This is a genomic window from Serinicoccus chungangensis, assembly GCF_006337125.1.
GTDB lineage: Bacteria > Actinomycetota > Actinomycetes > Actinomycetales > Dermatophilaceae > Ornithinicoccus > Ornithinicoccus chungangensis.
Window position 1 is genome coordinate 711,712 of the sequence record NZ_CP040887.1, and the last position, 24,820, is coordinate 736,531.

25 protein-coding genes are annotated in these 24,820 nt (G+C 74.0%); 22 read left to right on the plus strand and 3 right to left on the minus strand.

The genetic code is table 11. The features are described 5' to 3' along the window. The first annotated feature begins 44 nt into the window (after window positions 1-44). Window positions 45-602 (plus strand): NADPH-dependent FMN reductase, encoded by a 558-nt coding sequence (locus FHD63_RS03240; RefSeq protein ID WP_238705745.1) that lies wholly within the window; start codon window positions 45-47, stop codon window positions 600-602. Here the strand turns inward: FHD63_RS03240 and FHD63_RS03245 are convergent. Next, window positions 565-852: a hypothetical protein gene (locus FHD63_RS03245; protein WP_139720102.1), complete on the minus strand. Its 288-nt coding sequence runs from the start codon at window positions 850-852 to the stop codon at window positions 565-567. The genes FHD63_RS03240 and FHD63_RS03245 overlap by 38 nt on opposite strands. A gap of 593 nt (window positions 853-1,445) precedes the next feature. On the opposite strand from FHD63_RS03245, the gene gatC reads away from it, so the two are divergent. From gatC to FHD63_RS03290, 9 genes are all read left to right on the plus strand, one after another. After that, on the plus strand, window positions 1,446-1,742 hold the full coding sequence (gatC, locus tag FHD63_RS03250) for an Asp-tRNA(Asn)/Glu-tRNA(Gln) amidotransferase subunit GatC (RefSeq protein ID WP_139720104.1): 297 nt from the start codon (window positions 1,446-1,448) through the stop codon (window positions 1,740-1,742). 1 nt (window position 1,743) lies between these two features. Continuing rightward, the gene (gene gatA, locus FHD63_RS03255) at window positions 1,744-3,300 is read left to right on the plus strand and encodes an Asp-tRNA(Asn)/Glu-tRNA(Gln) amidotransferase subunit GatA (protein WP_139720106.1); all 1,557 of its coding nucleotides are present in this window, start codon (window positions 1,744-1,746) and stop codon (window positions 3,298-3,300) included. Continuing rightward, complete coding sequence (gene gatB / locus FHD63_RS03260; RefSeq protein WP_139720108.1) at window positions 3,297-4,868, plus strand: Asp-tRNA(Asn)/Glu-tRNA(Gln) amidotransferase subunit GatB; 1,572 nt, start codon at window positions 3,297-3,299, stop codon at window positions 4,866-4,868. The genes gatA and gatB overlap by 4 nt, the downstream gene beginning before the upstream one ends. An 8-nt stretch (window positions 4,869-4,876) precedes the next feature. Continuing rightward, window positions 4,877-5,848 (plus strand): NAD(P)-dependent oxidoreductase, encoded by a 972-nt coding sequence (locus FHD63_RS03265; protein WP_139720110.1) that lies wholly within the window; start codon window positions 4,877-4,879, stop codon window positions 5,846-5,848. A gap of 210 nt (window positions 5,849-6,058) precedes the next feature. Then, window positions 6,059-8,908 (plus strand): cell wall-binding repeat-containing protein, encoded by a 2,850-nt coding sequence (locus FHD63_RS03270; protein ID WP_158296695.1) that lies wholly within the window; start codon window positions 6,059-6,061, stop codon window positions 8,906-8,908. Between the two features lie 140 nt (window positions 8,909-9,048). Continuing rightward, window positions 9,049-9,564 (plus strand): SixA phosphatase family protein, encoded by a 516-nt coding sequence (locus tag FHD63_RS03275; RefSeq protein ID WP_139720114.1) that lies wholly within the window; start codon window positions 9,049-9,051, stop codon window positions 9,562-9,564. A 133-nt stretch (window positions 9,565-9,697) separates the two neighbouring features. Then, window positions 9,698-10,621 carry an ABC transporter ATP-binding protein gene (locus FHD63_RS03280; RefSeq protein ID WP_139720115.1) on the plus strand — a complete coding sequence of 308 codons (924 nt, stop codon included), beginning with the start codon at window positions 9,698-9,700 and terminating at the stop codon, window positions 10,619-10,621. Next, window positions 10,614-11,504 (plus strand): ABC transporter permease, encoded by an 891-nt coding sequence (locus FHD63_RS03285; protein ID WP_238705746.1) that lies wholly within the window; start codon window positions 10,614-10,616, stop codon window positions 11,502-11,504. Before FHD63_RS03280 ends, FHD63_RS03285 begins: the two co-directional genes overlap by 8 nt. A 56-nt stretch (window positions 11,505-11,560) precedes the next feature. Next, the gene (locus tag FHD63_RS03290) at window positions 11,561-12,379 is read left to right on the plus strand and encodes an ABC transporter permease (protein ID WP_139722952.1); all 819 of its coding nucleotides are present in this window, start codon (window positions 11,561-11,563) and stop codon (window positions 12,377-12,379) included. Between the two features lie 61 nt (window positions 12,380-12,440). Here the strand turns inward: FHD63_RS03290 and FHD63_RS03295 are convergent, their stop codons facing one another. Then, window positions 12,441-13,307: an NAD(P)-binding domain-containing protein gene (locus FHD63_RS03295; RefSeq protein ID WP_139720117.1), complete on the minus strand. Its 867-nt coding sequence runs from the start codon at window positions 13,305-13,307 to the stop codon at window positions 12,441-12,443. A gap of 111 nt (window positions 13,308-13,418) precedes the next feature. Here FHD63_RS03295 and FHD63_RS03300 point away from each other — a divergent pair, with 111 nt between their 5' ends. Further along, window positions 13,419-14,519 carry a branched-chain amino acid aminotransferase gene (locus tag FHD63_RS03300; protein WP_139720119.1) on the plus strand — a complete coding sequence of 367 codons (1,101 nt, stop codon included), beginning with the start codon at window positions 13,419-13,421 and terminating at the stop codon, window positions 14,517-14,519. Here FHD63_RS03300 and FHD63_RS03305 read toward each other — a convergent pair. Next, the gene (locus FHD63_RS03305; protein WP_238705747.1) at window positions 14,504-15,391 is read right to left on the minus strand and encodes a 3-methyladenine DNA glycosylase; all 888 of its coding nucleotides are present in this window, start codon (window positions 15,389-15,391) and stop codon (window positions 14,504-14,506) included. The two genes, FHD63_RS03300 and FHD63_RS03305, sit on opposite strands and share 16 nt — an antisense overlap. A gap of 181 nt (window positions 15,392-15,572) precedes the next feature. Here FHD63_RS03305 and FHD63_RS03310 point away from each other — a divergent pair, with 181 nt between their 5' ends. The 11 genes from FHD63_RS03310 (at window position 15,573) to FHD63_RS03355 (ending at window position 24,809) form a co-directional block, all read left to right on the plus strand. Further along, the gene (locus FHD63_RS03310) at window positions 15,573-15,899 is read left to right on the plus strand and encodes a DMT family transporter (protein WP_139722954.1); all 327 of its coding nucleotides are present in this window, start codon (window positions 15,573-15,575) and stop codon (window positions 15,897-15,899) included. Between the two features lie 87 nt (window positions 15,900-15,986). After that, the gene (locus FHD63_RS03315) at window positions 15,987-16,769 is read left to right on the plus strand and encodes a fumarylacetoacetate hydrolase family protein (protein ID WP_139720121.1); all 783 of its coding nucleotides are present in this window, start codon (window positions 15,987-15,989) and stop codon (window positions 16,767-16,769) included. Between the two features lies 1 nt (window position 16,770). Further along, window positions 16,771-17,598 (plus strand): glutamate racemase, encoded by an 828-nt coding sequence (gene murI / locus FHD63_RS03320; protein ID WP_139720122.1) that lies wholly within the window; start codon window positions 16,771-16,773, stop codon window positions 17,596-17,598. Between the two features lie 93 nt (window positions 17,599-17,691). Beyond that, entirely contained in the window at window positions 17,692-18,198 is a 507-nt protein-coding gene (locus FHD63_RS03325; RefSeq protein WP_139720124.1) for a DUF2975 domain-containing protein, read from the plus strand. After that, window positions 18,198-18,452: a helix-turn-helix domain-containing protein gene (locus FHD63_RS03330; protein WP_139720125.1), complete on the plus strand. Its 255-nt coding sequence runs from the start codon at window positions 18,198-18,200 to the stop codon at window positions 18,450-18,452. The genes FHD63_RS03325 and FHD63_RS03330 overlap by 1 nt, the downstream gene beginning before the upstream one ends. A gap of 4 nt (window positions 18,453-18,456) precedes the next feature. Next, window positions 18,457-19,611: an FAD-dependent oxidoreductase gene (locus FHD63_RS03335; RefSeq protein ID WP_238705748.1), complete on the plus strand. Its 1,155-nt coding sequence runs from the start codon at window positions 18,457-18,459 to the stop codon at window positions 19,609-19,611. 177 nt (window positions 19,612-19,788) lie between these two features. Further along, window positions 19,789-21,264, plus strand: coding sequence for a hemolysin family protein (locus FHD63_RS03340; RefSeq protein WP_139720127.1), 1,476 nt, complete (start codon window positions 19,789-19,791; stop codon window positions 21,262-21,264). Next, complete coding sequence (locus tag FHD63_RS03345) at window positions 21,261-22,277, plus strand: hemolysin family protein (protein ID WP_139720129.1); 1,017 nt, start codon at window positions 21,261-21,263, stop codon at window positions 22,275-22,277. Before FHD63_RS03340 ends, FHD63_RS03345 begins: the two co-directional genes overlap by 4 nt. 11 nt (window positions 22,278-22,288) lie before the next feature. Next, window positions 22,289-23,041: an MBL fold metallo-hydrolase gene (locus FHD63_RS03350; RefSeq protein WP_238705749.1), complete on the plus strand. Its 753-nt coding sequence runs from the start codon at window positions 22,289-22,291 to the stop codon at window positions 23,039-23,041. A gap of 149 nt (window positions 23,042-23,190) precedes the next feature. Next, the gene (locus tag FHD63_RS16950) at window positions 23,191-23,757 is read left to right on the plus strand and encodes a hypothetical protein (protein ID WP_338056420.1); all 567 of its coding nucleotides are present in this window, start codon (window positions 23,191-23,193) and stop codon (window positions 23,755-23,757) included. Next, a complete protein-coding gene (locus tag FHD63_RS03355; protein ID WP_338056421.1) occupies window positions 23,748-24,809 on the plus strand; it encodes a molybdopterin-dependent oxidoreductase in 1,062 nt (353 codons plus the stop codon). The genes FHD63_RS16950 and FHD63_RS03355 overlap by 10 nt, the downstream gene beginning before the upstream one ends. Window positions 24,810-24,820: the final 11 nt, after the last annotated feature.

Consider the following 24,820-nt stretch of genomic DNA (forward strand, 5'->3'; position numbering starts at 1 on the left):
AGGGCGGGGGAATACCGGCACCGCGCTGATGGTTGACGCATCACGTGACTACTGCCACCGACCGTCCCACCGTGCTCGTCCTCGTCGGCAGCCTGCGGCCCGACTCGACCAACCGTCGCCTGGCCCAGGCCGCGCTCGACGCCCTGCCCGAGGGCGTCGACGGCGAGATCAGCACGCTGCTGCCCTCGCTGCCGCACTACGACCAGGACCTCGACACGGACAGCCCTCCGGAGGCCGTGCGCGCGTTCCGGGACCAGGTCACCGCCGCCGACGCCCTCGTGGTGGCGACGCCGGAGTTCAACGGCTCGCTGCCCGGCGTGCTCAAGAACGCCATCGACTGGGCCTCCCGGCCCCGCGGGGCGGCCGCCCTGGCCGGCAAGCCGGTGGCCGTGCTCGGCGCCTCCGCCTCGCCGAAGGCCGCGCAGTGGGCGCGCGAGGACGCGGTGCGGGTGCTGCAGGTCGCGGGCGCGCGGCCGCTCGAGCAGACGGTCGGTCTGGCCTCGGCCCCGGCAGCCCTCGAGAGCGGTGACCTCGCGGACGACGTGCGCGGGCAGGTGGCCGAGCTCATCGGCCGGCTCGTGCGGGAGCCGCTGGCGGCCTGAGCGGCTCGTCCACGGCGTGGATCTCGTTGGCGAAGCTGCTGCCCGCCCCGTCACCGTCCTGCGGTGAGACGTCGACGACGATCCCGGTCCGCACGTCGAGGCTGACGAGGTATGCCGTCGGCAGGCTCTCCCGCCCGGTCGCCAGGGTCGGGTCGTCGGGGCCGTACTCCACCAGCCGGCTGGCCACGCTGTCCAGCAGCGGGCAGCATCCGCACCGGGGGTCGTAGGCGCCGACGGTCGGGCGGCACACCGCCTGCCAGGTCCGCGCCCCCGCAGCTCCACCTCGGTGACCTCGGTGATCTCGACGCCCTCCACCCGCACGTCCGGGCCGTCGTCCTCGTCGAGACGCACGCCGTCGGCGAGCTCGACCGGGTCGAGCATGGCGGTCCAGCGGTAGTCGCCCCACAGGGGGTCGGAGTGGTCCCACGCCCACCCCTGCGGCCGTGCGGAGACCAGCCCGTCCGCGCGGAAGGACACGCCATCGTCCTGTGCGGGCGTGACCTGCGTCGAGCCGCCGTAGGGAACCTCGGTGTCGGTGAAGACGTCCCGCCCCTGCCGCACCGTGAGCCGCGGCTCGGCCCGGTCCAGCCAGGCCTGCGCCGGCTCGCGCCCAGCCGGCGTCCCGCCGCCCTGGGACAGATGGGTCCAGTGCAGCGTGACGAAGCGCCACGGCGCGCTGCGCGCCAGGGCACGGAAGTCCTCCGCGTCCGGGGTGTGGGTCAGGTCGGTGCTCACCCGGCGACGCTACCCGTCCACGCCGGGGTGGCGCCCGCGAGTTCGTCGTGATCGCACCAGGGCACCACCATGCCCAGGACGGCGACGCGCGCGACCTAGACTGGCGCCATGTCCAACCTCTCGCGCGAGGACGTCGCGCACGTCGCCATGCTGGCCCGCATCCAGCTCGAGGACGCCGAGCTCGACCGGCTCGCCGCCCAGCTCGACCAGATCGTCGACTGGGTCGGCCAGGTCGGTGAGGTCGCCTCGGCCGACGTGCCGCCCATGTCCCACCCCATGCCGCTGGCCAACGTCACCCGTCCCGACGAGGTGCGGGAGAGCCTGAGCGTCCAGCAGGCCCTGGCCAACGCCCCGCAGGCCCAGGACGACCGCTTCGCGGTGCCGCGGATCCTGGACGAGGAGTGAGATGAGCGACCCCACCACCCACGCCGCCCCCGGCGGGGGGACGGCCGACGCCGACCTCACCCGCCTCACCGCCGTCGAGATGGCCGACCGCCTCGCCGCCGGCACCCTCACCTCGGTCGAGCTCACCCAAGCCCACCTGGACCGCATCGAGGTGCTCAACCCTGGTCTCAACGCCTACCTCCTGGTCGACGCCGAGGGCGCCCTGGCGACGGCCCGCGAGGTGGACGCCGCGCGGGCCGCGGGCGAGGAGCTGCCCCGCCTGGCCGGGGTGCCGGTCGCGGTCAAGGACATCGCCTGCACGCAGGGCCTGACGACGACCGCGGGCAGCCGCATGCTCGAGGACTTCGTGCCCCCCTACGACGCGACGATCGTCACCCGCATCCGGCAGGCCCGGATGCCCATCCTCGGCAAGACCAACATGGACGAGTTCGCCATGGGCTCCTCCACCGAGCACTCCGCCTTCGGGCCGACCCGCAACCCGTGGGACCTCGACCGGATCCCCGGCGGGTCCGGCGGGGGCAGCAGCGCGGCGGTCGCGGCCTACCTCGCGCCGCTGGCGATCGGCTCCGACACCGGCGGCTCGATCCGGCAGCCGGCCGCGGTCACCGGGACCGTCGGCACCAAGCCGACCTACGGCGCGGTGAGCCGCTACGGGATCATCGCGCTCGCCTCCAGCCTCGACCAGATCGGCCCGTGCGCCCGCACCGTCGCGGACGCCGCGCTGCTGCACGCGGTCATCGCCGGGCACGACCCGATGGACTCCACCTCGGTCGACGCGCCGGTGCCGGACGTCGTCGGCGCGGCCGGGACCACCGACCTCGCCGGCCTCCGGGTCGGTGTCGTCCGCGAGATCAGCGGCTCGGACCAGGGCTTCCAGCCGGGCGTGCAGGCCCGCTTCGAGGAGGCGCTGGACGCCCTGCGCGACCTCGGGGCGGAGATCACCGAGGTCTCCTGCCCCCACTTCGCCTACGCGATGGCGGCCTACTACCTCATCCTCCCCTCCGAGGCGAGCAGCAACCTGGCGCGCTACGACGCGATGCGCTACGGCCTGCGGGTCACCCCGGACGGCAGCCCCAGCGCCGAGCAGGTCATGGGCGCCTCCCGGGACGCGGGCTTCGGCGACGAGGTCAAGCGGCGCATCATCCTGGGCACCTACGCGCTCTCCAGCGGCTACTACGACGCCTACTACGGGCAGGCGCAGAAGGTCCGCACCCTCATCGCCCGCGACTTCGAGGCGGCGTTCGAGCAGGTGGACGTGCTCGTCAGCCCGACCGCGCCGACGACCGCGTTCCGCATCGGCGACAAGACCGAGGACCCGATGGCGATGTACCTCAACGACATCGCCACCATCCCCGCCAACCTGGCCGGGGTCCCCGGCATGTCGGTGCCCTCCGGCACCGCCGACGAGGACGGGCTCCCCGCGGGGCTGCAGATCCTCGCCCCCGCGATGCAGGACCAGCGCCTGTATGCCGTGGGCGCGGCCCTGGAGGCCCGCCTGCGCGAGCAGCAGGGCGGCTACGTCATCGAGCAGGCTCCCGAGATCGAGGTGAGGGCATGAGCACCCGGACCACGGCCGGTCCCGAGCGGACCGTCGCCTACGACGACCTGCTGACCCGCTACGAGCCGGTGCTGGGGCTGGAGGTGCACGTCGAGCTGGGCACCGCCACCAAGATGTTCTGCGGCTGCGCGACCGGCTTCGGCGCCGAGCCCAACACCCAGACCTGCCCGGTCTGCCTCGGCCTGCCCGGGGCGCTGCCCGTGGTCAACCGCACGGCGGTGGAGTCGGCGATCCGCATCGGCCTCGCGCTGAACTGCGGGATCGCCGAGTGGTGCCGGTTCGCCCGGAAGAACTACTTCTACCCCGACATGCCGAAGAACTTCCAGACCAGCCAGTACGACGAGCCCATCGCCGTCGACGGCTGGCTCGACGTCGAGGTGCCGCCCCGGGAAGGGCCGGAATTCCTCGGCGAGGAGTCCTTTGTCTTTCGCGTCGAGATCGAGCGGGCGCACATGGAGGAGGACACCGGCAAGTCCACCCACGTCGGCGGCGCCACCGGTCGCATCCACGGCGCCTCCCACAGCCTGGTCGACTACAACCGGGCCGGCATCCCCCTCATCGAGATCGTCACCAAGCCGCTCACCGGGGCGGGGGAGCGGGCGCCCGAGGTGGCCCGCGCCTACGTCGGCGCGCTGCGCGACCTGCTGCGCGCGCTCGACGTCTCGGACGTCAAGATGGAGCAGGGGTCGTTGCGCTGCGACGCCAACGTCTCGCTCATGCCGACCGGCGCGCAGCGCTTCGGGACCCGCACCGAGACCAAGAACGTCAACAGCCTGCGCTCGGTCGAGCGTGCGGTGCGCTACGAGATGACCCGGCACGCCGCCGTCCTCGACGCGGGCGGGTCGATCCTGCAGGAGACTCGGCACTGGCACGAGGACACCGGCATCACCACCTCGGGCCGGCCCAAGTCGGACGCCGACGACTACCGCTACTTCCCCGAGCCCGACCTGGTGCCCGTCGCCCCGACCCGCGAGGACGTCGAGCGGCTGCGGGCCACGTTGCCGGAGAACCCGGCGGAACGCCGTCGCCGGCTGCAGGAGGACTGGGGCTACTCCGACCTGGAGATGCGCGACGTCGTCAACGCCGGTGCGGTGGAGGTCATCGAGGCCACCGTCGCCGCGGGCGCATCGGCCGCCGCCGCCCGCAAGTGGTGGATGGGCGAGCTGGCCCGGCGGGCCAAGACCGCGGGCGAGGACGGCGGTGCGGTGGAGCTGCTCGACCTGGGCGTCACCCCGGCCCACGTCGCCGAGCTGGACTCCCTCGTCACCGGCGGCCGGCTCAACGACTCGATGGCGCGGCAGGCGCTGGAGGGCGTGCTGGCCGGCGAGGGCACCCCCACCGAGGTCGCCGACGCCCGCGGTCTCGAGCTGGTGCAGGACGACGGCGCGCTGCAGACCGCGGTCGAGGAGGTCATCGCCGAGAACGCCGACGTCGTGGAGAGGATCCGCGGCGGCAAGGTGCAGGCGGTCGGGGCCCTCATCGGCCAGGTCATGAAGAAGATGCGCGGCCAGGCCGACGCCGGTCGGGCGCGCGAGCTCATCCTGGAGACGCTCGGCGTGCAGGGCTGACACCCGGTATGCCGTCCGCGTCCGGCCGCGCGCCCGTCGCCGCCGTCCCCGAGGAGCTGCTGCCGCACCTCGGGCCGGTCGAGGGCGTCGAGGTCCTGCCCTACGACCACCAGGACCCCGGCACCGTGCCCGGCGGCGGGCGGGACGTCGACGTCCTCGCGCTGTCGATGATCGCCGGGCCGTGGCTGCGCCGGATGGGCGAGGTGCCGGGGCTGCGGGCGGTGGTCCTGGCCTCGGCGGGCTACGAGCACGCGCTGCCCTCCCTCCCGGAGGGGGTGCAGCTGGCCAACGCCGTCGGGGTGCACGACACCGCGACCAGCGAGCTGGCCCTGGCGCTGCTGCTCGCCGCGCAGCGGAACCTGCCGCACCACGTGCTGCGCCAGGCCGACGGGGTGTGGGACCGCTCCGCCCCCGGCCCCTGGCGCTCGCTGGCCGACTCCACGGTGCTCGTCGTCGGCTACGGCGGCATCGGCACCGCTCTCACCCGGCGGCTGCTGGCCTGCGAGTGCGACGTCCTCGCCGTGGCCAGCGCGGACCGGCGCGGCGACGGGCTGGTGGAGCGGGTGCACGGCGTCGACCGCCTGCCCGAGCTCCTCCCGCGGGCCGACGCCGTCGTGCTCACCCTGCCGCTCACCGACCGCACCCGCGGGCTGCTGGGCGCCGACGAGCTCGCGCTGCTGCCCGACCAGGCCCTCGTCGTCAATGTCGCGCGCGGGCCGGTCGTCGACACCGGCGCCCTGCTCGCCGAGTGCGCGGCCGGCCGGCTGCGGGCGGCCCTCGACGTCACCGACCCCGAGCCGCTGCCGGACGGGCACCCCGCCTTCTCCACCCCGGGGGTGCTCGTCGTGCCGCACGTCGGGGGGGCCTCGCCCGCCTCGCTGCCGCGGATGGGAAGTTACCTGGCCTCCCAGCTCACGGCATACCGGCAGGATGGCCAGCTGCTGCACCGCGTGGCCGGACCGACATCGCAGTTGTCCTGACCTGGCCTTTCGTCGCCAGGGTGAACATCGGGCGACGATCAGACCGCACCCTTGCGGGAACCTACCGTGGTCGGTATAGGCTCCGGGTGCCGGGCCTGCAGGAGGTGCGGCGTCATCTGCCGGCTCCGTCGGGGGCGGGCTCACAGGGAAACAGGGGACAGAATCGTGACGTATCGCTCGACATCGGGGGCTCGCCGCGCCCTGGCCGCCGTGGCTGGACTCAGCCTCGTGGCCGGGCTCGCGCCGGTGGCCGCCTCCGCGACCGACGGGCCGGCGGTGGCCGGACCGGTCAGCGCCACCGGCGACCTCCAGGACGGTGCCTACGTCGTGGTGCTCGACCGGCTGCCGCTGGCCACCCACCCGGGCACGGCCGGGTCCGCACTGGAGAAGGTGGACACGACCTCCGCGGAGGCGCTCAGCTACACCGACCAGCTGCTCGCCCAGCAGGACGACGTGCTGCAGGGGGTGGCCGCGGAGCCGACCTACCGCTACACGGTCGCCCTCAACGGCTTCGCCGCGCAGCTCACCGCCGCCGAGGCCGCCGCCCTCGCCCAGCGCGACGACGTGGTGTCGGTCACGCGGTCCACGCTGCGCCAGCTGGACGCGGGTGTCGTCGGGGAGCCCGACGGCGCGCCGGCCAACCCGGACACGGACCTGTCGCCCGACCTGCTCGGCCTGCGCGGCCCCGGTGGCGTGTGGTCCCAGCTCGGCGGGCCCATGGAGGCCGGCAAGGGCACGGTCGTCGGCGTCATCGACTCCGGCATCGCCTACGACAGCCCCTCCTTCGCGGCGGACGGCATGCCGGCCCCGCCGGCCGACTGGGCCGGGGAGTGCGAGACCGGTGAGGGCGACGACGCGGGCGACTTCCCCACCTCGGCGTGCACCGACAAGATCGTCGGCGCCCGCTACTTCGTCGAGGGGGCGCGCGCCGAGGGTTACGAGCCCATCGAGGCCGAGAGCGTCAGCCCGCTGGACACCGACAGCCACGGCTCGCACGTCGCCAGCACGGCGGTCGGGCGGGAGGTGTCCCTCGAGGACGCCGAGGGCAACACCTACGACCTGGCCGGGATGGCGCCGGGGGCGCACGTCGCGGCCTACAAGGCCTGCTTCGACTTCGAGGGGGTGAGCGGGTGCCACCCCGACGACTCCATCGCGGCGGTCGAGGCGGCCCTCACCGACGGCGTCGACGTCATCAACTTCTCGGTCAGTGGTGACCCGACGACCTACGAGGACCCGGTTGACCTGGCGTTCAAGAACGCCGCCGCCGCCGGGGTCTTCAACGCCGCATCCGCCGGCAACTCGGCGGAGTCCGGCGTCGCGGTCGCGCACACCGGCCCCTGGCAGACCACGGTCGCCGCGTCGTTCCACCGCCCCGAGGACGGCCCCGTGCCCTCCGTCGCGCCGTTCTCCGGCCGCGGCCCGGTGGACGTCGCCGCCGACGAGCAGACCATCCTCAAGCCGGACCTGGGCGCGCCCGGCGTCAACGTCCTGGCCGCCTACGCCAGCGAAGGCGGTGAGCCGCAGTACGGCTACCTGACCGGCACCTCGATGGCCTCGCCGCACGTCGCCGGCCTGGGCTCGCTGCTCGCAGCGGCGCACCCGGAGTGGTCGCCGATGGCCATCAAGTCGGCCCTGCAGACCTCGACGACCGACTACGTCGAGGCCGAGAGCAACCAGGCCGTGGTCGGGGGCACCGGCTTCGTCGAGCCGCGCGCCTTCCTCGAGCCCGGCCTGGTGTTCGACTCGACCGAGGCCGACTGGGACACCTTCCTCGCCGACCCGACCACCGGTTACGACCTCAACGCGGCCTACGTCTCGGTGCCGGCCCTCGGCACCCAGCCGACCACGGTGACCCGGACCGTCACCAACCCCGGTGCGGCGGACGCGACCTTCGAGGCCTCCGTCACCGGCCCGGACACCCTGTCCGTGACGGTCGAGCCGGCCAGCGTCACCGTCCCGGCGGGCGGCTCCGCCGAGGTGACGATCACGGTCGCCAACACCGGCGCCGCCACCGACGTGTGGCAGCAGGGTGAGGTCGCCTGGACCTCCGGAGACGTGGCCGTCGCGATCCCGGTGCTCGCCCGCGGCGAGGTCGCCGAGGAGGAGCCCGAGCCCGAGCCCACGGTCGAGCGGGTCTTCGGCACGGACCGCTACGGCACGGCCGCGGCGATCTCGGCGCTCTACCCGGACGGGGTGGAGACGGTCTACATCGCCTCGGGTACCGGTTTCGCCGACGCCATGTCCGGTTCGCCGGCTGCCTCGCGCGGTCTGCTGCCGGGCACGATGAACACGCCCGAGGGTGACCCGGCCCCGGTGCTGCTGGTCAAGAACGACCGGCTGCCCCAGGACACGCGGGAGGCCCTGGAGGCCGTGGATCCGAGCAGCATCGTCATCCTGGGCGGCACCGGTGCGGTGTCCTCGGGCGTGGCTGGTGACCTCGAGGCCTACGGCGAGGTGTCCCGCGTCGAGGGGACCGACCGTTATGAGACGGCGGCCAACCTGGCGATGATGTTCGAGGGCCCCGAGGTGGTCTACGTCGCCTCCGGGCAGGACCGTGCCTACGCCGACGCCCTGACCGGTTCGGCTCGCGCGGGCATGGAGAACGCCCCGGTGCTGCTGACCCGCCCGGACGGTGTGCCGGCTGCCACGGCGGACGCGCTCGCCGAGCTCGACCCGGACCGGGTCGTGGTGCTCGGTGGGGAGGTCGCCGTCGACGACGACACGTTCGCCGCGCTGGGCGCGGACGAGCGGGTCTCCGGTGGGGACCGTTACGAGACCGCGGTCGCGGTCTCGCAGGTCCACGGGACGGACGTCCCGCTGGTGCACATCGCCTCGGGTCGCAACTTCCCGGACGCGCTGGCGGGCTCGGCCCTGGCCGGTCACCAGGGTGTGCCGGTGCTGCTGACCAAGCCTGGTGAGCTGCCGGAGGCCACGCTGGCCGAGCTGGAGCGGCTCAGCCCGGAGCGGGTCGTCATCCTGGGTGGCACCAACGCGGTGTCCCAGGACGTCGAGGAGGAGCTGAACGAGCACTACCCCGACTGGGTGGACGGGCAGCCCTGACGACCGGCACGACCGGGACAGGACGCAGGGCCGTGGTGGCGTGAGCCGCCCGGCCCTGCGGCCGTCCCCGGGCTAGTCTCGGGAGGACCGCACGGGCCGCAGCCGTCCGGGCGGTCCCGGGCAGGACAGGAGGTCGCGGTATGCCCACCCTCGTGCTCATCCGCCACGCCAAGGCGCAGGACACCCCGCCGGGACCCGGCGGCGACCACGCCCGTGAGCTCACCGCGCGCGGCGAGCAGGACGCCGCGGCCCTGGGTCGCTCCCTCGGGGACGCGGGCTGGGCCCCGGAGCTGGCCCTGGTCTCCACCGCGGCCCGGGCCTGGCAGACCCTGCAGCACGCGCTGGGCGACCGACAGGTGGAGACGTGGCCCACCGGGCGGATCTACGACGGCGGCATCGACGGCGTCCTCGAGGCCGTCGCCGAGGTCCCGCAGGAGGTCGAGGTGCTGTGGGTCGTCGGCCACGAGCCGGTGATGTCGAGCACGGCCTGGGAGCTCGGTGACGACGGGCAGGACGAGGGGCAGGACGACGCCGGGCGGGAGGCGCTGCACGGCGGGCTGCCCACCGCGTCCGCGGCGGTGCTCGAGCTGGCCGTGCCCTGGTCGCACGTCGGGCCGGGCAGCGGGACGGTGCGCGCCGTGCTGCGCGGCCGCTGACCGCACCACCCCGGCCCGTGACCACGGGGCGTCGTCCCGCGCCACGAGACCACGGCGACGTCCCCGCCGCGACGGGTCGGCATACCGGATAAGCCGTTGGCGGGCCCTCGGCGAGGACGTAGAGTCTCGGCTCGTGCCTGCCGTGATCACCGCCCGAGGACTGCGCAAGACCTACGGGGACTTCACCGCCGTCGACGGGATCGACCTCGAGGTCGAGGCGGGGGAGAGCTTCGGCCTGCTCGGGCCCAACGGGGCCGGCAAGTCGACCACCATGCGGATGATCGGCGGCACCCTCGACCGGGACGGCGGCGAGCTCACCGTCCTGGGGCTGGACCCGGGGACCCAGGGCCCACAGGTGCGCGCCCACCTCGGTGTCGTGCCGCAGCAGGACAACCTCGACGAGGAGCTGCGGGTCCGCGAGAACATCGTCATGTACGGGCGCTACTTCGGGCTCTCGCGCTCCTACCTCGCGGACAAGTCGGCCGAGCTGCTCGCCTTCGCCCAGCTGGAGAGCAAGGCCAAGGAGAAGGTCAGTGCGCTCTCCGGCGGCATGAAGCGTCGGCTCACCATCGCCCGGGGTCTGGTCAACGAGCCGCGGATCCTGCTGCTCGACGAGCCGACGACAGGACTGGACCCGCAGGCCCGCCACATCCTGTGGGACCGTCTCTTCCGGCTCAAGGAGGCCGGGACCACCCTCGTCGTCACGACCCACTTCATGGACGAGGCCGAGCAGCTGTGCGACCGGCTCATCGTGGTCGACCACGGCCGGATCATGGCGCAGGGCAGCCCGGCCTCGCTCATCCGCGAGCACTCGACCCGGGAGGTGCTGGAGCTGCGCTTCGGCTCGGCCCGCAACGCCTCCGTGGTCGCCCAGCTGGACGGGGTGGGGGAGCGCAACGAGGTGCTGCCCGACCGCATCCTCGTCTACGCCCACGACGGCGAAGCCGCTCTCGAGGAGGTCACCTCCCGGGGCCTGCACCCGGTCACCTCGCTGGTGCGGCGGTCCTCCCTCGAGGACGTCTTCCTCCGGCTCACCGGGAGGTCGCTCGTTGACTGACCTCAGCCCCGGCACCGGGGCCGACGCGCCGGAGTTCGACGCGGCCGGGCTCGTCGCCTCCGGCCGGGTGCCGCCGCACACCGAGATGGCCGCGCGCACCCGGCGTTCCGGCTCCTGGTTCTACGCCGAGACGACGCTGCGCGGCATGCGTGCCTTCGCGCTGCCGATCGCCGTGTACGCCGTGCTGCAGCCGCTGCTCTACATGGTCGCCCTCGGGGTGGGCCTCGGCGAGCTCGTCGACCGCGGCACCGGCCCCGTCGACGGCGTCGACTACCTCACCTTCGTCGCGCCCGCCCTGCTCGTGTCGACGGTCGTCATGTCGGTGACCGCCGAGATGACCTACCCCGTCATGAGCGGCTTCAAGTGGCAGCGGCTCTACCACGGTCCCACCGCCTCACCCCTGGAGCCGGGGCAGATCGCCCGGGGTCACCTCCTCGCGGTGGTCCTGCGCTTCGTGCTCCAGGGGGGTGTCTTCTGGGTGATCATGGTGGCCTTCGGCGCCGCCCCGTCCGCCTGGTGGCAGTCCGTGCTCGTCGTGCCGGTCGGGGTCCTGACCGCGACCGCGTTCGGCACACCCCTGCAGGCCTACGCCTCGACCATCGAGGACGAGGCCTACCAGTTCGCCTTCATCCAGCGCTTCGTCGTCATGCCGATGTTCCTCTTCGCGGGGACGTTCTTCCCCCTGTCCGCGATGCCCGTGTGGCTGCACTGGATCGGCTGGGTCAGCCCGGTGTGGCACGGCACGCAGCTCGCCCGGGTGGCGTCCTACGGTGCGGACGTCCCGGCGGTGATGATGGCGGTGCACCTGGCCTTCCTGCTGGGCTGCACGGTCGGGGGCGTCGTCTGGGCCACCCGCTCCTACACCCGCAGGCTGCACTCGTGAGCGCCCCGGGGCAGGGCCTGGAGGCCCGCGGTGGCGACCGCGGGTCCGGTGGCGCCGTGGGAGCGGCGGGCCACGGCATACCGCGGCCGGCGTGGCTCTCGTCGTTGGCGTCCGGCAACATCGGGGCCGTGCTGGAGCGCGGCTTCGCCGTCGTCCGCAACCAGAACTGGACGGTCCTGGCGTCCGGGTTCTTCGAGCCGGTGTTCTACCTGCTCGCCATGGGCATCGGCATGGGTGCGCTGGTCGGCACGGTGACCGGGCCCGGCGGCCAGCCGGTGGAGTACGCCGCCTACATCGCCCCCGCCCTCCTCGCGACGTCGGCGATGAACGGCGCGATCTACGACTCGACGTGGAACGTCTTCTTCAAGCTGCGCTTCGCCAAGCTCTACGAGGCGATGCTGCAGACCTCCCTCGGTCCGCTGGACGTCGCGCTCGGCGAGATCCTCATGGCGCTCTTCCGCGGCTTCCTGTACGCCCTGGGCTTCCTCGGCGTGATCGCGGCCATGGGGCTGGTGACGTCCTGGTGGTCGTTGCTCATGGTGCCGGCGGCGGTGCTCATCGCCCTGGGGTTCGCGGCGCTGGGCATGGGGGTGACGAGCTACCTCACCAGCTTCCAGCAGATGGACCTCATCAACTTCGCGCTGCTGCCGATGTTCCTCTTCTCCGCGACGCTCTACCCGATCGCGGTCTACCCGGACTGGATCCAGTGGTGCATCATGGCGATGCCGCTGTGGCACGGCGTGGAGCTGATGCGACAGCTGTCGGTGGGCCACCTCGACGCGCTGACCTGGGTCCACGCGCTCTACTTCGTCGGGATGACTCTCATCGGTCTGGTGCTCACCACCGTGCGGCTGCGCGCGCTCTTCCTGCGCTGAGCCCAGGGCCCGGCACCGTGCGCCGCGGGCCGTCCTGCCCCCGCTCCGCGGCGCGGTCGGGTCAGCGCAACCAGCTGGTCATGGCCCGGACCTGTCGGCCGGCGTGCTCCAGGGCGTGCGCCCCGGCCGCCGCCTCGCGGCGGCTGCTCGCCGCCGGGTCGCCGCCGGCCTGGCCGGACGGCCCGTGCTGCGAGGCGAACCCCGCCGCGTAGACCTGGTCGACCTGCGTCTTCAGCTCGTGCACCAGGGCGACGTAGGCGACCTCCGGCTCCACGCCGCGGCCCACCAGGTCCTCGAAGGTGCTCTCCAGGGCCTCCTGCAGCGGCATCTGGACGCGGTCCCGCGCCGTGGTCATGGCCGTGCTCTCGTGCTCGACGGTCGTGACGACGGCACCGGAGCGCAGTGCCCCCATGGCCGCGGCGTAGGCCGTGAGGGTCGCCCACGCGGCGCCGCTGCGGTCGTGGGCGACCGCGACGAGGGCGGGGCACCCCCGGCCGTCGAGGTACTCCTCCCGTACCCGTTCGCCGCTGCCGATGCTGCGCAGCATGGCCAGGTCCACGCCGTCGGGGACGCGGAGCCGGCCCTCCTGGACGGCGGAGGCGCTGGTGACGATGACGAGGTCGCCGGGCTCCGTGTGGGCCTCGACCAGGGCGGTCACGCGGCGCGGCTCGTTCTCCCCCCGGTCGGTGCCCGGGACGAGGATGATGTCGCAGCGCTCGACGGCCTCCTCCGGCGGTGACACGGGCAGCCCCTCGAGCTCCGCCCGGGCCGCGAGCCGGCTGTCGGGGTCCGTGCCGACCCAGACGTCCACCCCGCTGTCGCGCAGGTTGAGCGCGTGCGCGGCGCCCATGGCGTCGAAGCCCAGGACCGCCACCTGGCGGTCCTGCAGCAGGGTCAGGTCGGCGCTGCTCGGGTCCAGGGTGCTCACGCCGACACCCTAGGCGACCGGCGGCGGGAGGTGGCGGCGAGGCGCGCGAGGTGCCGTGGCGTCAGGTCCACCCCTGGCGGTGACGGGGCGTCAGGCGGCTACGCTGCGGCCATGAGCCAGACAGCGACGTCCACCTCCTTCGCCGTCACCGAGGCGCCCGGCCGCCGCGGCCCCGAGCAGATCGCCGAGCTGCTCGCCAACCCCGGGTTCGGCAGCATCTTCACCGACCACATGGTGATGGTCGAGTGGGACAAGGAGCAGGGGTGGCACGACGCGCGGGTGGTGCCCTACGGCCCCATCCCGCTGGACCCCTCCGCGGCGGTGTTCCACTACGCCCAGGAGATCTTCGAGGGGATGAAGGCCTACCGTCACGCCGACGGCACGGTCTGGACCTTCCGTCCCGAGCGCAACGCCGAGCGCTTCAACAGCTCGGCCCGTCGCCTCGCCATGCCCGAGCTGCCGCCGACGCTCTTCCTGGACGCCATCAAGGAGCTCGTCACCCTCGACCAGGGGTGGGTGCCCGGGGCGGACGCCGGCGAGATGTCGCTCTACCTGCGCCCCTTCATGATCGCCACGGAGGAGGCGCTGGGGGTGCGCCCGAGCAACCGCTACCTCTTCAGCGTCATCGCCTCCCCGGCCGGCTCCTACTTCCCGGGCGGGCTCGAGCCGGTCAGCCTGTGGGTCAGCGACCAGTACGTCCGCGCGGCCGCCGGGGGCACCGGCGCGGCCAAGTGCGGCGGCAACTACGCGGCCTCGCTGGCCAGCCAGGCCGAGGGCATCGAGCACGGCTGCGACCAGGTCGTCTTCCTCGACGCGGCCGAGCACCGCTACGTCGAGGAGCTCGGTGGCATGAACCTCTTCTTCCTGTATGCCGACGGTCGCGTGGTCACCCCCGAGCTCACCGGCACGATCCTGCCCGGCGTCACCCGCTCCTCGCTGCTCGACCTGCTGCGCGAGCGCGGCCACCAGGTCGAGGAGCGCCGGTTCACCATCGACGAGTGGCGCGACGGCGTGGCCTCCGGTGAGATCACCGAGGTGTTCGCCTGCGGCACCGCGGCCGTCATCACCCCGGTCGGCCGGCTCGCGTGGAGCGGCGGAGTGCTCGCCATGCCCGCCGAGCACAAGGTCACCGAGGACCTGCGGGCCGAGCTGCTCGACATCCAGTACGGCCGCGCCGAGGACCGCCACGGCTGGCTCTACCAGCTGGTCTGAGCCAGCCCGTCCAGCACGGCTAGGAGCCGCCGGCGCATCGCGTTCGAGCGGCGGGCGAAGGCGCGCTGGGCCTCGGCGTACTCGCGCTTGCCCTCCGGCGTCTCGATGCGCACCGGCTCGTAGCCGAGGTCGCGCAGGTCGTAGGGGGCGGCGCGCATGTCCAGCTCGCGGATGTCGCGGGCCAGGTGGAAGGCGTCCAGGGTCAGCTCGCTGGGCACCGCCGGCGCGAGCTTGAAGCACCACTTGTAGAGGTCCATCCCGGCGTGCAGACACCCCGGCTGCTCGAGCTCGAGCTGGCGCTCCCGGGTGGGGGTCAGGCTGTTGCGGGGCGCGGCCTCGGGGGTGAAGAAGCGGTAGGCGTCGAAGTGCGAGCACCCCACCTGGTGGCTCTCGACGACCGCGTCGGTGCCCTCGGGCCCCAGCCGAAGCGGCCAGTCGTGGCGCACGTCTGCGCGGTCGGCCCGGTAGACCATCGCCCACTCGTGCAGCCCGAAGCAGCCGAACCTCCCCGGCCGCGACAGCGTCGCGTCCAGGAGGTCGCGCACGAAGGAGACGGCGCGCCCGCGGCGCTCCACGAACCGCTCGACGTCGAGGGAGGCCGTGCCCGCCCCGTCGACGAGGTAGCCGCTCCACCCCTCCCGCTCGCGCCCGTCGGCGAGGCCCACGCCCGGCCCGGGGTGCCATCGGGCGAGCTGCGCGGGGCGGAAGGCGTAGTACTCCCACAGGAAGTCGTCGACCGGGTGCGTGCGCCCCTCCACCCGGCGGGCCAGCCGGTCCGCGGTGAGCGCCTCGACCGTGCGCGCGTGCGCGGCGGCGCGGGCGCGCCATACCGGCGCCCCGAGCACCTGCGGAGCGGTCGCCTGGGTCTGCACGGTCGCCCACCCTAGCCGCGGGGGCCGGTCCTCGGGCGCCCGAGGAGCGGCTGGCCCGCCCGCCCGGGCTGTGAGATCCTGGGGCCGGGCCGCCCGGCAGGGGCGGATCCCCGGACGAGGCACGTCGTACCCGGCCCGACGACGACGTGGCACGCCCTGGGAGGGCGTCATCATGGTCGCTCTGTCATGGATCGTTCTCGTCGTCTCCGGCGTCCTCGAGGCGGTGTGGGCCGGAGCGCTCACCCGGTCCGAGGGGTTCACCCGCCTGTGGCCGAGCGTCGTCTTCGGGGTGGCGCTGGCCCTGAGCATGGCGGGCCTGGGGTGGTCGCTGCGCACGATCCCGCTCGGCACGGGGTATGCCGTGTGGGTCGGGATCGGCGTCGTGGGCACCGCGGCCTACGGCATCGTCGCGCTGGGGGAGCCGGCCACGGTCGCCCGCGTGCTGTGCCTGGTCGCGATCGTCGCCGGGATCGTCGGGCTCAAGCTCACCTCGGGCGGCGCCCACTGACGTCCTGGGCCGAGGTTCTGGCGGACCTCGGCCCGGGGCCCTCGGTCCACTGCTGACGAGGTGGGGGGCACGGCATACCCTGGACAGATGCGTATCTGCCGCTTCACCGACGGTGACGACCCCCGCTTCGGCCTCGTCGACGGGGCCGGGGAGCGGATCGCCGAGATCTCCGGCGACCCGCTCTACACCAAGATCGACCTGACCGGCCAGACCTTCGAGGTGGCCGACGTGCGCCTGCTGGCGCCGGTCATCCCGCGCAGCAAGGTCGTGGCGATCGGCCGCAACTACGCCGACCACGCGCGCGAGATGGGCCAGGAGCTGCCCGCCGAGCCGATGATGTTCTTCATCCCCAACACCTCGGTCTGCGGGCCCGGCGACCCGGTCGTCATCCCGTCCTTCGCGACCGAGATCTCCTACGAGGCCGAGCTCGCCGTCGTCATCGGACGCCTGTGCAAGGACGTCGCCGCGCAGGACGCGCTGTCGGTGGTCTTCGGCTACACGTGCGCCAACGACGTCACGGCGCGCGACCTGCAGCGCGGCGACGGGCAGTGGGCGCGGGCCAAGGGCATGGACACCTTCACCCCGCTCGGCCCCTGGATCGAGACCGACCTCGACACCGCGGACCTGTCCGTGCGCTCGACCGTCGACGGTGAGCTGCGCCAGGACGGGACGACCGCCGACCTGCACTTCGGCATCGCCGAGCTCATCGCGCACGCGTCCGCGGCCTTCACCCTGCTCCCCGGTGACGTCATCCTCACCGGCACCCCGGCCGGGGTGGGTCCGATCACGGCGGGGCAGCGGTGCGAGGTCGAGATCGAGGGCATCGGCGCGCTGGCCAACCCGTTCGTGGCGGCGGACGACGACCTCTGAGATGACCGAGGCGCCCATCGGGGTCTTCGACTCCGGCTTCGGCGGCCTGACCGTCGCGCGCGAGGTCCTCGACCAGCTGCCCCACGAGTCGGTGCTCTACCTCGGCGACACGGCGCGCACCCCCTACGGGCCGCGGCCGATCGCGCAGGTGCGCGAGTTCTCCCTCGAGTGCCTGGACCGGCTCGTCGAGCACGGGGTGAAGGCGCTGGTCATCGCGTGCAACAGCGCGTCGGCGGCGGTGCTCGCGGACGCCCGGGAGCGGTATGCCGTGCCCGTCGTCGAGGTGATCCGGCCGGCCGTCCGCCGGGCGATGGCGGTCACCCGCAACGGCCGCATCGGCGTCATCTCGACCGCGGCGACCCACCAGTCGCGGGCCTACGTCGACTCCTTCGTCGCCGCGCCGCCCTCGGTGCGCGTGGCCAGCCAGCCCTGCCCGCGCTTCGTCGAGCTCGTCGAGGCGGGGGTCACCAGCGGGCCGGAGGTCATCGAGGTGGCGCAGGCCTACCTCGCACCGCTGCAGGAGCGCGACATCGACACCCTCATCCTCGGCTGCACGCACTACCCGCTGCTGACGCAGGCGCTGCAGTACGTCCTCGGCGAGCAGGTGCAGCTCGTCTCCTCGGCCGCGGCCACGGCGGCGGACCTCTTCCGGGTGCTCACCGACGGCGGTCTGCTCGCCGCGCCGGGCGCCGCGCCCGTGCACCAGTGGCTCACCACGGGGGACCCGGACGGCTTCCACTACCTCGCCCGGCGCTTCCTCGGGCCGGAGGTCGAGCAGGTGCACCGGGCCTTCGTCGGCCGGCCGGAGGAGCGGGTCACCAGCCCCTGACGCGGGCGCACCCTCGCGGACGGTGGGCGACCCCTTGACCGAGGTGTCGAATATCGATAGATTACTCTCGTTCGTCGACATGAAGGAGTCACCATGGACCGCTGGGTCGTCCGGGTGCTGCAGGGCGTCATCGCCGTGGCGCTGCTGGGCTCGCTCGTCGTGCAGCTGGTCATCGTGCCGCTGCTGTGGCTGGACCTGGAGGGGGCGCCGGCGGGGGTGCGGACGAGCCTGGCGGTCATCGGCGTGCTCGGGGTGCTGACGCTGCAGGTCGTCGGCGTCTGCGTGTGGCGCCTGCTCACCATGGTGTCGCGGCACACCGTCTTCAGCCCGGCGGCCTTCCGCTACGTCGACGTGGCCATCGGCGCCATCGCCACCGGTGCCGTGCTCGTGCTGGCCGTCGCGGTCGTCGCCCGGTCCGCCAACCACGCCGTGGCGGGTGACGCGGTCGCCCCCGGCCTCATCGGGGTGGTCTGCGGGGCCGCCCTGGTGGTCGGCGGGGTCGCGCTGCTGGTCTACGTCATGCGGACGCTGCTCGCGCAGGCCATCTCGCTGGGTGTCGAGGCGCGGTCGCTGCAGTCCGAGCTGGACGAGGTCATCTGATGCCCATCGTCGTCGACATCGACGTCATGCTCGCGCGGCGCAAGATGGCCGTGGGCGTGCTCGCCGAGCGGGTCGGTATCACCCCCGCCAACCTCGCCGTGCTCAAGAACGGCCGGGCCAAGGCCGTCCGCTTCACCACCCTGGAGGCCCTCTGCCAGGTGCTGGAGTGCCAGCCCGGCGACCTGCTGCGGTGGGAGGACGACGCCGACGGCGCGGACCACCGGGAGCCGGTCGACCAGACCCGGAGCGGCTGACCCGGTGGGCGCCGCGCGCATCCCGGACCTCGACGTCCTCGTGGTGGGGGCCGGGCTGGCCGGGCTGCGGGTCGCGACGGGGCTGGCCCGCCTCGGGCACGAGGTCCTGCTGGCCGAGGCCCGCCCGAGCCTGTCGGCGAGCATCCGCACGACGGGCATCTTCGTGCACCGCACGCTGCAGGACTACACCTTCCCGGACGGCACCCTCGGGCCGCCGATCCGTCGGATGGTCCTCTACCCGCCCGGTCGGCGGCGTCCCGTCGAGCTGGTCAGCGGGCGCGACGAGTTCCGCGTGGGTCGCATGGCGGCGGTCTACGAGGCCGCCGGGGAGCAGGCGCTGCGCGCCGGGGTCGACCTGCGGCTGTCGACCCGGTATGCCGGCCGCTCCCGTGGGGTCTGCCACCTCGAGGACGCGCGCGGCGACCTGCACGTCCGCGCCCGCTACGTCGTGGGCGCCGACGGTGCGAGGTCCCGGGTGGCTCGTGACCTCGGGCTCGACCGCAACCGGCAGCTGCTCGTCGGGGCGGAGGAGGTCTACCCGATCGCTGCGCGGCCGGGGTCGGCGCCGGCCTTCCACTGCGTCCTCGACCCGCGCCTGGCCCCGGGGTACCTCGCCTGGGTCGTCGAGGACGGCGAGCACGTGCACCTCGGCACCGCCGGCTACCCCACCCGCTTCGAGGGCGGGCTGCGGCGCGCCCTCGACGAGCTGCGGGCCGACCCGCCGGGCCTGGACGGGGTGCGCAGGACCGGCCCGGTGGAGCAGCGGGCCGGTCCCATCCCCGTCGGTGGGCTGCTCCGCCGGATCAGCGGCCCCGACGGACTGCTCGTCGGCGACGCCGCAGGAGCCGTCTCCCCGCTCACGGCCGGGGGGCTCGACCCCTGCCTGCGGCTGTCCGACCGGGCGGTCGCGTCGCTCGACGACGCCCTGCGGTCCCGCCGGCGTGGGGCGCCGGACGGTTACGACGGACGCGCCCTGCGCCGCCGCCTCACCGGCCGGCTGGGCCTGCGGACCTTGCTCGCCCACCTGCGCCCACCCTGGGTCTACGAGGCGGGGTTCGCGCTGCTGCGCACGCCGGCGGGCCGGGCCGCGGCCCGCGCCGTGCTCTTCCACGACCAGTCCTTCCCGATCGCGTCGCGCCCGCGCGAGGCCGCGTTCTAGCCACCGCCGCCGCCGGGGTCCTGCGGCCCGCCCACGGCGCGACGCACCGGCCCGTCCGCCCGGTCCCGTATCCTGGGAGCTCCTGCCCCACCCGCTGCATACCCAGAGAAACGGACCCATGGACCCTGGCTGTACCAACGGCTCACCCGCACGCTCCACCGGGCGGAGGGGTGAGTCGTGACCACCGCCATCATCCTGCTCCTCGTCGGCGTCCTGGCGATCGCCGTCATCATCGCGGCCAACGGCTACTTCGTCGCGCAGGAGTTCGCCTACATGTCGGTCGACCGGCTGCGGCTCTCCGCCGAGGCCGACGCCGGTGACGAGGCGGCCGCGCGGGCCCTCAAGGTCACCCGGCGCACGTCCTTCATGCTCTCGGGCGCGCAGCTGGGGATCACCGTCACCGGTCTGCTCGTCGGCTACGTCGCCGAGCCGCTCGTCGGCCGCGGGCTCTCCATCATCCTCGGCGGCACGGGGGTGCCCGAGGCCCTGAGCATCACCGTGGGCACCGTGTCCGCACTGGCCGTCGCGACCGTCGTCCAGATGGTCTTCGGCGAGCTCTACCCCAAGAACCTCGCCATCGCCAACGCCGGGCCGCTGGCCCGCACCCTGGCCCGGTCCACGCTCCTCTACCTCGCGGTCTTCGGCTGGCTCATCAAGGTCTTCGACTGGTCCGCCAACACGCTGCTCAGGCTGGTGCGGATCGAGCCGATCCACGACCTGGACACCACCGCCACCGCCGAGGACCTCGAGCGGATCGTGGCCGACTCCCGCGACAGCGGCGACCTGCCGGCCGAGCTGTCCGTGCTCCTCGACCGCATCCTCGACTTCCCGGACCAGGACGTCGAGCACGCCCAGGTGCCGCGCTCCCGGGTCGACGTCATCGACCCCGAGACCCCCGTCGAGGAGCTGCGTCAGCTCATGGCGCAGGGGCACACCCGTTATCCCGTCGTGGACGGCGACGGGCAGCCGGTCGGGGTGGTCAGCCTCGTCGACCTCCTGCGCAACCCCTCGGCGGGGGTGGCCAGCCAGATCATGCGCGAGCCCGTCATCGTGCCCACGCTCATGCCGCTGCCGGACGCCGTGGCCGAGCTGACCGGCTCGGGCCAGCAGCTGGCCTGCGTCGTGGACGAGTACGGCGGCTTCGCCGGCGTCCTCACCCTGGAGGACCTCGCGGAGGAGCTCCTCGGCGAGATCACCGACGAGCACGACGACGAGGTGCCCGAGGGCATCGTCGGCGAGGGGGAGGACGTGTGGCGCATGGACGGTGACGTCCACGTGGACGAGCTCCAGCGGGCCCTGGGCCACGACCTGCCCGAGGGCGACTACGAGACCGTGTCGGGCCTCGTCATCGCCGAGCTCGGCGCGCTGCCGGACGTCGGGCAGACGGTCACCGTGGACCTCGCCGAGAACCCGAGCGAGCTCGTGCTCGAGGAACGGGTGACGCGGTGCGTCGACATCGAGGTCCTCGAGATCGACCGCCACGTGCCGAGCCTGCTGCGGGTCCGTCTGGTCGAGCGCTCGCTCGACGAGCACGGTCAGGACGACCGGTCGTCCGAGGACGACGGCGGCGACGACAGCGACGACAGCGGCGACGACAGAGGCGATGATCGGACCGAGGACGTCCGGTCCGGGAGCACGGAGGAGCAGCGATGAACGCCCTGACCGTCATCCTGATCACCATCGGTCTGATCGTGCTCAGCGCGGTCTTCGTCATCGTGGAGTTCTCGCTCCTCGGCGCCCGCCGCAGCCGCCTGGAGCACGAGGCCGAGCACTCGCCGTCCGCCCGTGCCGCTCTGCGCAGCATGAACGAGCTCACCGTCATGCTGGCCGGCGCCCAGCTCGGCATCACGGCGTGCACCTTCGCCCTCGGAGCGGTCACCAAGCCCGCGGTCGACTACCGGCTCGGCCCGGTCCTGGCCGACCTGGGCCTGCCCGGGTGGGTCGCCGGAGGTGCGTCGTTCGCGATCTCCCTCCTGCTCGTCACCTTCCTGCACCTCGTGGTCGGCGAGATGGCGCCCAAGTCGTGGGCGATCGCCCACCCGGAGCGCGCCGCCAAGCTGGTCTCGCTGCCCATGCGCGGCTTCATCGCCGTGGTGCGGCCGCTCCTGGTCTGGGTCAACTCCCTGGCCAACCGGTTGGTCAGCGCCAGCGGCATCACCCCGGTCGACCGCGCGATGGTGGGTGGCCAGGACGCGCACACCATCCGGGTGCTCGTCGAGCAGTCCGCCGCCGAGGGTGCGCTGGAGAGCAGCTACCAGGAGCAGATCTCCGACGCCCTCGAGCTGCAGGACCTCACCCTGGGCGAGCTGGCGCCCGAGCACGTCGACCTCGCCGCGGTCGGCTCCGACGCCTCCGTCGAGCAGGTCCAGGCGGTCGCGGCGCGCACCGGGCACAAGCGGATCCTCATGCTGGACGACGACACCACCGACCCGCGCGTCGTGCACGTCCGCGACACCCTCCTGCACCGCGGCGAGGAGCCGGCCGAGCCGGTGGCGCGCCCCGCGTTCGTCCTGCCCGCCGCCACCCCGGTCTACGAGGCGCTCACCCTCATGCGCGGGTCCGGCGAGCAGCTCGTCGTGCTCCGCGGTGACGAGCGGCTCGTGGGCCTGGTGAGCATCGCGGACATCATGCACCGGGTGCTGCCCCGGGAGCGCCAGCCGCAGTGAGGCTGACCGTCGTGGGCTGCTCCGGGTCGGTGCCCGGGCCGGAGGCCGCGGCCAGCTGCTACCTCGTCACCGCGCACGACGGGGAGCGGCCCTGGCGCGTGCTGCTCGACCTGGGGTCGGGCGCGCTCGGGCCGCTGCAACGGCATACCGATCCGCTCGCCCTCGACGCCGTCCTGCTCTCCCACCTGCACCCCGACCACTGCCTCGACCTCACCGGCCTGTCGGTGCTGCGGCGTCACGGACCGGTGCCGGCGACGGCCGACCTCCCCGTGTGGGGGCCGCCGGGCGTGGCCGAGCGGATGGCGCGGGCGCACGGGGTGCGGCGGGCCGAGACCCTGTCCGGGTTCCGCTTCGGCGAGCTGTCCGACGGCGCGCCGCTGCAGATCGGACCCCTCGTGGTCACGCCGTTCGCCGTCCGGCACCCCGTCCCCGCCTTCGGGCTGCGGGTCGCGTGCGGTGACGACGTGCTCGCCTACTCCGGGGACACCGACACCTGCGCCGCGCTCGCTCCGCTGCTCACCGGGGCGGGGCTCGCGCTGGTCGAGGCCGGCTTCGGCGAGGACGACCAGGGCCGCGGCGTCCACCTCACGCCGCGGCGGGCGGCCGACGCCACCCGCGCGGCCGGGGGTGTGGGCCGGCTCGTCCTCACGCACCTGCCACCGTGGGCGGACCCGGACCGCGCGCTGCGCGAGGCAGGGGAGCGCTGGTCGGGACCGGTGGCGGTGGCCGCCGCCGGCCAGCAGTGGGACGTCGGGGCGGGCTGAGGGCCGACCCGGGTCCGGTCCCGACGGAGGGCGTCGACGCGCCTGGCCCGGCGGACGACGGACGGCCGGTGCCGTGGTTACGAGAGTGTGACGATGTCCGGCTCGAGCAGGCGGTCGCCGCAGGTGGCGCGCATGATGGAGGCATGGTCATGACTCGCGACCCCGACACCGAGACCGGCGACCGCCGGCCGGTCCGCCGCGGCCCGCTCGCCGCGCTCGCGGGGGTGGCCGCCGGCGCCGCCACGCTCGGCACGGCCGAGCTGCTGGCCGCCCTCTGGACCCGCTGGCTCGGCTCGGCGGGCACGTCCTCCCCGCTGCTGGCGGTCGGGGGCGCCTTCGTCGACCGCACCCCGCCCTGGCTCAAGGACTGGGCGGTCGCGACCTTCGGCACGGCGGACAAGCTGGCCCTCGGGGTGGGCATGGCCCTCACCCTCGTCGTGGCGTGCGCCCTGCTGGGCGTCCTCGCCTGGCGTCGCCCCACGCTGGGGGTCGGCGCCTTCGCGGCCGTCGGCGTCGTCGGGCTGCTGGCCGTGCTCAGCCGCCCCGCGACCGGGGTCGTCGACCTCGTGCCCACCGCGCTCGGCGTCGTGGTCGGTGTCCAGGTGCTGCGGTGGCTCACCGGCATGGTGGCCGGTGTGCGGGCCACGGCCCCGGCCGCCCCGCCCACCCGTCGGCCACCCCGGCGAGCGGGGCCTCCCGACGCCAGGTGCTGCTGACGGCCGGAGGGGTGACCGGCGTCGGGGCGCTCGGCGTCCTCGCCGGGCAGCTGCTCAGCACCGTCGGGCGGGCCGCCACCCGGACCGCGCAGGCCATCGGCCTGCCCACCCCGGTGAGTACGGTGAGCGTCCCCGACGACGCGTCCAGCGACATCACCGGCCACTCGGCATACCTCACCGACAACGCCGAGTTCTACCGGATCGACACGGCCCTGCGGGTGCCGCGGGTCGACGCGCAGGGGTGGACGCTGCGGGTGACCGGCATGGTCGACGAGGAGATCGAGATCAGCTACGACGACCTGCTCGCCGAGGAGCACGTCGAGGCTCTGGTGACCCTGACCTGCGTGTCCAACCAGGTCGGGGGCGACCTCGTCGGCAACTCGCGCTGGCAGGGCTGGCCCGTGCGTGAGCTGCTGGCCCGCGCGGGGGTCCGGCCGGAGGCCGACATGGTGCTCTCGCGCAGCGTCGACGGGTGGACCGCCGGCACGCCCATCGAGGCGCTCACCGACGAGCGGGACTCCCTGCTCGCCGTGGCCATGAACGGCGAGCCCCTCCCGGCCGAGCACGGCTACCCGGTGCGGCTGGTCGTGCCGGGCCTCTACGGCTACGTCTCGGCCACCAAGTGGGTCACCGAGCTCAAGGTCACGCGCTTCGACCAGGACGAGGGCTACTGGACCCCCCGCGGGTGGTCCGAGCGCGGCCCGATCAAGACGGCCTCGCGCATCGACGTCCCGCGCTCCGGCGGGGAGCTGGCCCCGGACGCCGACGGCGCCGTCACCCTCGCCGGGGTGGCCTGGGCGCAGCACCGCGGCGTCGACCGCGTCGAGGTGCAGGTCGACGACGGCGACTGGCAGGAGGCGACCCTGCTCGCGGAGCCCAGCGTGGACTCCTGGCGGTTGTGGACCTACACCTGGCCCGAGGCCGCCTCCGGCAGCCACCAGGTGCGCGTGCGGGCGACCGACGCGACCGGCGAGACCCAGACCGAGCAGACCGCCGCCCCGGCCCCGAACGGCGCCAGCGGCTGGCACACGGTGGACTTCTCCGTCGCCTGACCCGCACCGGA

Excerpts from the sequence above, each read along its gene's own strand:
- gatC (WP_139720104.1), top strand. The coding sequence starts at position 1,446 with ATGTCCAACCTCTCGCGCGAGGACGTCGCGCACGTCGCCATGCTGGCC.
- gatA (WP_139720106.1), top strand. The coding sequence starts at position 1,744 with ATGAGCGACCCCACCACCCACGCCGCCCCCGGCGGGGGGACGGCCGAC.
- gatB (WP_139720108.1), top strand. The coding sequence starts at position 3,297 with ATGAGCACCCGGACCACGGCCGGTCCCGAGCGGACCGTCGCCTACGAC.
- FHD63_RS03265 (WP_139720110.1), top strand. The coding sequence starts at position 4,877 with ATGCCGTCCGCGTCCGGCCGCGCGCCCGTCGCCGCCGTCCCCGAGGAG.
- FHD63_RS03275 (WP_139720114.1), top strand. The coding sequence starts at position 9,049 with ATGCCCACCCTCGTGCTCATCCGCCACGCCAAGGCGCAGGACACCCCG.
- FHD63_RS03300 (WP_139720119.1), top strand. The coding sequence starts at position 13,419 with ATGAGCCAGACAGCGACGTCCACCTCCTTCGCCGTCACCGAGGCGCCC.
- FHD63_RS03315 (WP_139720121.1), top strand. The coding sequence starts at position 15,987 with ATGCGTATCTGCCGCTTCACCGACGGTGACGACCCCCGCTTCGGCCTC.
- murI (WP_139720122.1), top strand. The coding sequence starts at position 16,771 with ATGACCGAGGCGCCCATCGGGGTCTTCGACTCCGGCTTCGGCGGCCTG.
- FHD63_RS03325 (WP_139720124.1), top strand. The coding sequence starts at position 17,692 with ATGGACCGCTGGGTCGTCCGGGTGCTGCAGGGCGTCATCGCCGTGGCG.
- FHD63_RS03330 (WP_139720125.1), top strand. The coding sequence starts at position 18,198 with ATGCCCATCGTCGTCGACATCGACGTCATGCTCGCGCGGCGCAAGATG.
- FHD63_RS03345 (WP_139720129.1), top strand. The coding sequence starts at position 21,261 with ATGAACGCCCTGACCGTCATCCTGATCACCATCGGTCTGATCGTGCTC.
- FHD63_RS16950 (WP_338056420.1), top strand. The coding sequence starts at position 23,191 with ATGACTCGCGACCCCGACACCGAGACCGGCGACCGCCGGCCGGTCCGC.